Annotated in this window: 4 protein-coding genes and 2 pseudogenes; 2 read left to right on the forward strand and 4 right to left on the reverse strand. The window is 59.2% G+C overall.

Annotation, left to right across the window (positions count from 1 at the left end; genetic code table 11):
• From L995_RS26120 to L995_RS26135, 3 genes are all read right to left on the reverse strand, one after another.
• On the reverse strand, positions 1–799 hold a 799-nt coding region (locus L995_RS26120; protein WP_047474231.1), incomplete at its 3' end, for an APH(6)-I family aminoglycoside O-phosphotransferase.
• On the reverse strand, positions 799–1,602 hold the full coding sequence (aph(3'')-Ib, locus tag L995_RS32445; RefSeq protein ID WP_001082319.1) for an aminoglycoside O-phosphotransferase APH(3'')-Ib: 804 nt from the start codon (positions 1,600–1,602) through the stop codon (positions 799–801). The genes aph(3'')-Ib and L995_RS26120, both read right to left, overlap by 1 nt.
• A 65-nt stretch (positions 1,603–1,667) precedes the next feature.
• Positions 1,668–2,282: a recombinase family protein gene (locus tag L995_RS26135; protein WP_000904906.1), complete on the reverse strand. Its 615-nt coding sequence runs from the start codon at positions 2,280–2,282 to the stop codon at positions 1,668–1,670.
• Positions 2,283–2,407: 125 nt separating this feature from the next.
• Between L995_RS26135 and L995_RS26140 the strand changes: the two genes are divergently transcribed.
• The gene (locus L995_RS26140) at positions 2,408–5,293 is read left to right on the forward strand and encodes a Tn3 family transposase (RefSeq protein ID WP_001138082.1); all 2,886 of its coding nucleotides are present in this window, start codon (positions 2,408–2,410) and stop codon (positions 5,291–5,293) included.
• A gap of 8 nt (positions 5,294–5,301) precedes the next feature.
• Here the strand turns inward: L995_RS26140 and L995_RS26145 are convergent.
• A pseudogene (locus L995_RS26145) lies at positions 5,302–5,751 on the reverse strand (SprT-like domain-containing protein); the annotation flags it as partial.
• Between the two features lie 74 nt (positions 5,752–5,825).
• Here L995_RS26145 and L995_RS26150 point away from each other — a divergent pair.
• A pseudogene (locus L995_RS26150) lies at positions 5,826–6,504 on the forward strand (IS91-like element ISCR2 family transposase); the annotation flags it as partial.

Here is a 6,504-nt window from a genome sequence, read left to right on the forward strand (position 1 = left end):
CGATAGCTAGATCGCGTTGCTCCTCTTCTCCATCCGCGTTCCAAGCTGCGGAAAGGCACCCATAAGCGTACGCCTGGTCGAGCAGGCGACGCGGATCGACGTCCAGCGCACGAGAGAATGCGTCCGCCATCTGTGCAATGCGTCTAGGATCGAGACAAAGGTCGTCTCTGTCAGCCGGATCGTAGAACATATTGGCGGCGCCAAAGCCCACTTCACCGACCAGACCGACGGGATCTATCACCAGCCAGCCGCGACTGGAGAACATGATGTTTTCATGATGCAGATCGCCATGTAGCCCACGCAGTTCCGAGGCATTGCTCATCATTTGATCGGCTATAATCGCCGCGTGGACGTAGTCAGTTTGACAACCTGCGTTTTGATCATCGCGCGCCCGCTGAAACAAAGCTGCAAAGCGATCCCGGATCGGGAGAAGGGCAGAAGGCAGGGGTTCCTCAGATGCGGCATACAGCTTCGCCATTAGTTCCGCTGCAATTTCGGTCGCCTGGTAGTCGCCGTGCTCGGCAACGATGTGAGAGAGCATTCGCTCCCCGGCATATTCGAGCAACATCAGATTGTTCTCACGACCGAGCAACCGGACTGCTCCCCTCCCATTGCGCCATACCAGATAGTCGGCCCCGCGCAGTTCATCAGCAATGTCTTCTATAGGTTTCAATCCCTTGACGATTGCAGGAGTCCCGTCTGGCAATGAAACTTTCCAAACGAGGCTGGAAAAGGTGTCCGCAATGAGAACAGGTTGCGAAACGTGCCAATGAGCAGGAAAAACAGGCGGCATGAACATCAACCCCAAGTCAGAGGGTCCAATCGCAGATAGAAGGCAAGGCGTTCGCGGTCGGGGGCTTCGATCCCCAATACATTGAATAGGACAGCGAAGGCGCGCTCTGCTTCATCTGGCGCTGCCCAGTTCTCTTCGGCGTTAGCAATCATGAGTGCCAAATCGGCATAGCGATCTGCTGTTCCGAGCCGCCCAAGGTCGATCAGACCCGTGCATTGAAGAGTTTTAGGGTCCACCATGAAGTTCGGCATGCAGGGATCACCATGGCAAACAACCATATCGGTGCGCTCTTGGTCGAGCCGCACCGGTAGCTCTCGTTCGACACGAGCCAAAAGATCGAGCTGCGGCGTACTCTTGTCCTCGTCCGGTAAGAAGTCGGGATTGACGGCATTGCGGGACACCACATCAACGGCGCGTCCGAACATTCGCGACAGCCTGCGCTCAAACGGACATTGATCAACCGATAGGCTGTGAACAGCGCCAAGTTGCTGCCCCATTGACGGCCACGCTTTGAGCAAATCCGCTCCAGACAGATCAGCCGCCGGTACTCCCGGAATTGCCGTTATCACCAAGCATGCACCCTCCTGTTCCTCCTGCCAGTTGATCACCTCGGGGCAAGCCACACCTCGACCTTTGAGCCAAATGAGGCGGTCACGCTCTCCAGCGAGCTCACCGCGGCGGGAAGCAGGTGCGATTTTCGCGAAGGCATGCCCGTCACCACGTCGAAAAACAAAATCACCAGATTCTCCGCCTCTGACAGGCAACCAGTCAGAATGCGATTCACCAAAAAAAATATTAGTTCGATTCAATGGAGGTTCCTTCAGTTTTCTGATGAAGCGCGGAGGTGGCTCAACCTGCGAAAAGAAACGAGTTGCTACGTAAGTCCGAGAACATGCTTTCCATGGTCTCTGAGCTCGCCTTTGGGACCGACATATCGGTAGAGAGTGACGCGCTCGATGCCGAGTTCCTTGCAGAGATCGGAAACTGAAGTATCGCGCTGGGCCATGGCGGCTTGCGCGAGACGCACCTGAGCTTTGGTGAGCGCGAATTTTCGTCCGCCCTTGCGACCGCGCGCTCTCGCGGAGGCGAGACCCGCCATGGTGCGCTCTCGGATCAGATCCCGCTCGAACTCGGCCAAGGTGGCGAAGATTCCGAACACCATGCGACCGGACGCAGTCGTGGTGTCGATCTGAGCGCCCTTTCCAGTCAGAACCCGCAGGCCGATCTTGCGGTCTGACAGCTCCTTCACCGTGTTGACCAGATGGGCAAGCGATCGTCCGAGGCGATCGAGCTTCCAGACCACCAGCACATCGCCGTCACGCAATGACTTGAGGCAGGCAGTCAAGCCAGGGCGATCATCACGACCGCCGGAAGCAAGATCATCATAGATATTGTCCCGTTCGACACCTGCGGCGCGCAAGGCGTCGTGCTGCAGGTCGAGAGACTGCGAGCCATCGGCTTTGGAGACGCGGGCATATCCGATCAGCATGTATCACAAACGTTGGTTTGAGGCGGCGCTTCGGCCACGATTGCATTGACCTCTGGAAATGTATCTCAACCAGCTTCATAAACAAAGCGTCTTGAACGCTATCAGATTTTGAAAAAGGAACATGTATGCCGCGTCGCGTCACTCTAACCGATCGGCAGAAAGACGCGCTGTTGCGCTTGCCGACTTCACAGACGGATTTGCTCAAGCACTATACGCTGAGTGATGAAGACCTTGGGCATATCAGGCTGCGTCGGCGCGCTCACAACAGGTTCGGCTTCGCCCTGCAATTGTGTGTCCTGCGCTATCCCGGCCGGGTGCTGGCTCCAGGCGAACTGATCCCTGCAGAGGTCATCGAATTTATCGGAGCGCAGCTTGGCCTGGGTGCCGACGATCTCGTAGACTATGCTGCCCGCGAGGAAACACGGCACGAGCATCTTGCCGAGTTACGGGGGCTCTACGGCTTCCGCACCTTCTCCGGACGTGGTGCGAGCGAGCTGAAGGAATGGTTGTTCCGAGAAGCCGAGATGGCGGTGTCGAACGAGGATATCGCCCGTCGCTTCGTAGCCGAGTGCCGACGCACCCGCACTGTCCTTCCCGCGACATCCACGATCGAGCGGCTTTGTGCCGCGGCTCTCGTCGATGCCGAGCGACGCATCGAGACGAGGATCGCCAGTCGGCTGCCTATGTCGATCCGAGAACAGTTGCTGGCATTGCTCGAGGAGACGGCTGATGATCGGGTGACCCGTTTTGTGTGGCTGCGCCAGTTCGAGCCTGGCTCGAACTCTTCGTCGGCCAACCGGCTGCTCGACCGGCTCGAATATCTGCAACGCATCGATCTCCCCGAGGATCTGCTTGCCGGCGTTCCTGCCCATCGGGTGACTCGTCTGCGCAGGCAGGGTGAACGGTATTATGCCGACGGCATGCGCGATCTCCCGGAGGACAGGCGGCTTGCGATCTTGGCTGTTTGCGTCTCGGAATGGCAGGCGATGTTGGCCGACGCAGTGGTCGAAACCCACGACCGGATCGTCGGCCGTCTCTACCGTGCTTCGGAGCGTATTTGCCATGCAAAGGTCGCAGACGAAGCGGGGGTGGTGCGTGACACCCTGAAATCCTTCGCCGAGATCGGGGGCGCCCTGGTCGATGCACAGGATGATGGCCAGCCGCTGGGCGATGTCATCGCGAGTGGGTCAGGGTGGGACGGCTTAAAAACCCTTGTTGCAATGGCAACCAGGCTGACCGCCACCATGGCCGACGATCCGCTCAATCATGTGCTCGACGGTTATCACCGCTTCCGCCGATACGCTCCACGCATGTTGCGCCTGCTCGATCTGCGAGCTGCGCCCGTTGCACTGCCGCTTCTGGAAGCGGTGACGGCCCTTCGTACCGGTTTGAACGATGCCGCGATGACCAGCTTCTTGCGGCCCAGCTCGAAATGGCATCGCCACCTTCGGGCCCAGAGGGCTGGCGACGCTCGCCTATGGGAGATCGCGGTGCTGTTCCATCTGCGCGATGCGTTCCGCTCCGGAGATGTCTGGCTTACTAGGTCCCGGCGCTATGGCGATCTGAAACACGCACTCGTTCCGGCACAATCCATCGCGGAAGGCGGTCGTCTCGCTGTGCCATTGCGGCCGGAGGAATGGCTGGCAGACCGGCAAGCTCGCCTCGACATGCGGTTGCGCGAGCTTGGCCGTGCCGCTCGCGCAGGCACGATCCCGGGCGGGTCGATTGAAAACGGCGTTCTGCATATCGAGAAACTCGAAGCCGCCGCGCCGACAGGCGCCGAAGATCTGGTGCTCGATCTCTACAAGCAGATCCCGCCCACGCGCATCACCGATCTCCTGCTGGAGGTGGATGCGGCGACCGGCTTCACCGAAGCGTTCACCCATCTGCGCACAGGAGCACCCTGCGCTGACCGGATCGGGCTAATGAACGTTATCTTGGCGGAAGGGATCAACCTCGGCTTGCGCAAAATGGCGGATGCGACAAACACCCACACCTTCTGGGAATTGATCCGCATTGGACGGTGGCATGTCGAGGGCGAAGCCTATGACCGGGCGCTGGCCATGGTGGTCGAGGCACAGGCAGCGTTACCCATGGCCCGGTTCTGGGGCATGGGCACGTCGGCTTCGAGCGACGGACAGTTCTTCGTCGCTACAGAGCAAGGTGAGGCCATGAACCTGGTCAACGCGAAATATGGCAATACCCCGGGCCTGAAAGCCTATAGCCACGTCTCCGACCAATATGCGCCGTTCGCAACCCAGGTGATTCCTGCAACGGCAAGCGAAGCGCCTTACATCCTCGATGGCCTGCTGATGAACGATGCTGGACGCCATATCCGCGAGCAGTTCACCGACACGGGCGGCTTCACCGATCACGTCTTTGCCGCATGTGCCATTCTCGGCTACCGGTTCGCTCCGCGCATCCGCGACCTGCCATCCAAACGGCTCTACGCGTTCAATCCGTCGGCCGCCCCGGCGCACCTGCGAGCGTTGATCGGCGGAAAGGTCAACCAAGCCATGATCGAGCGCAATTGGCCCGACATCCTGCGCATCGCCGCCACCATTGCTGCCGGGACCGTCGCGCCAAGCCAGATTCTGCGGAAACTCGCCTCCTATCCGCGGCAGAACGAGCTCGCGACAGCCCTGCGGGAAGTCGGTCGCGTCGAGCGCACCCTGTTCATGATCGACTGGATTCTGGATGCCGAACTCCAACGGCGTGCCCAGATCGGGCTCAACAAAGGCGAAGCTCATCATGCGCTGAAGCGGGCAATCAGCTTCCACCGCCGCGGTGAAATCCGCGACCGTTCCGCCGAAGGCCAGCATTACCGCATCGCCGGCATGAATCTGCTCGCCGCCATCATCATCTTCTGGAACACCATGAAGCTCGGCGAGGTCGTTGCAAACCAGAAACGCGATGGAAAGCTGCTATCGCCCGATCTCTTGGCCCATGTTTCGCCGCTCGGATGGGAACACATCAATCTCACCGGAGAATATCGCTGGCCAAAGCCTTAGCGTAGGATTCCGCCCCCTCCCGCAAACGACCCCATCTTGTCGCCAGTCTTCGCCCCGCCAGGCTTTCCGGTCGAAGATGGCATGAGTCCGATTTCTTCCATGCGCTCGGCCCACTCTTTGTTGTGGTAGCCCCTTCGGCCTGGCTTGCCGAAGTGGTGCTGCCACAGGTGGGCCATTTCGTGAACCAGGGTCTGCATGATTTCTTCCGGGGGGCACACTGCGAAGTAAGCCGGGTTCATGGCGATTTCGTCAGTGGTGCCGCCGTCCCGACTCACGAACCGTTCAGCGGAAAAATAGCCGTAGGTCTGTTTTTCACGCTGTAGGGTGATCAGGCAAACCGGCAGCTCAGAGTTGAACAGCGCATCATTGAAGTGATCGAACGCGGCTTGTAATTCCTCGTATGTCGTTTCGGTGGGAGTGACGGGCACTGGCTGGCAATGTCTAGCAACGGCAGGCATTTCGGCTGAGGGTAAAAGAACTTTCCGCTAAGCGATAGACTGTATGTAAACACAGTATTGCAAGGACGCGGAACATGCCTCATGTGGCGGCCAGGACGGCCAGCCGGGATCGGGATACTGGTCGTTACCAGAGCCACCGACCCGAGCAAACCCTTCTCTATCAGATCGTTGACGAGTATTACCCGGCATTCGCTGCGCTTATGGCAGAGCAGGGAAAGGAATTGCCGGGCTATGTGCAACGGGAATTTGAAGAATTTCTCCAATGCGGGCGGCTGGAGCATGGCTTTCTACGGGTTCGCTGCGAGTCTTGCCACGCCGAGCACCTGGTCGCTTTCAGCTGTAAGCGTCGCGGTTTCTGCCCGAGCTGTGGGGCGCGGCGGATGGCCGAAAGTGCCGCCTTGCTGGTTGATGAAGTACTGCCTGAACAACCCATGCGTCAGTGGGTGTTGAGCTTCCCGTTTCAGCTGCGTTTCCTGTTTGCCAGCCGGCCCGAGATCATGGGGTGGGTGCTGGGCATCGTTTACCGCGTCATTGCCACGCACCTGGTCAAGAAAGCGGGCCATACCCACCAAGTGGCCAAGACGGGCGCGGTCACCCTGATCCAGCGTTTTGGATCGGCGCTCAATCTGAATGTTCACTTCCACATGCTGTTTCTCGACGGTGTGTATGTCGAGCAATCCCACGGCTCAGCGCGTTTCCGCTGGGTCAAGGCGCCGACCAGCCCAGAGCTCACCCAGCTGACGCACACCATCG

Origin of the sequence: Delftia sp. ZNC0008, from assembly GCF_000799035.1 — a bacterium.
Lineage (GTDB): Bacteria > Pseudomonadota > Gammaproteobacteria > Burkholderiales > Burkholderiaceae_C > Comamonas > Comamonas tsuruhatensis.

Bases quoted from the DNA above. Each gene is read 5' to 3' on its own strand.
- L995_RS26135 (WP_000904906.1), bottom strand. From the start codon at position 2,282: ATGCTGATCGGATATGCCCGCGTCTCCAAAGCCGATGGCTCGCAGTCT.
- L995_RS26140 (WP_001138082.1), top strand. From the start codon at position 2,408: ATGCCGCGTCGCGTCACTCTAACCGATCGGCAGAAAGACGCGCTGTTG.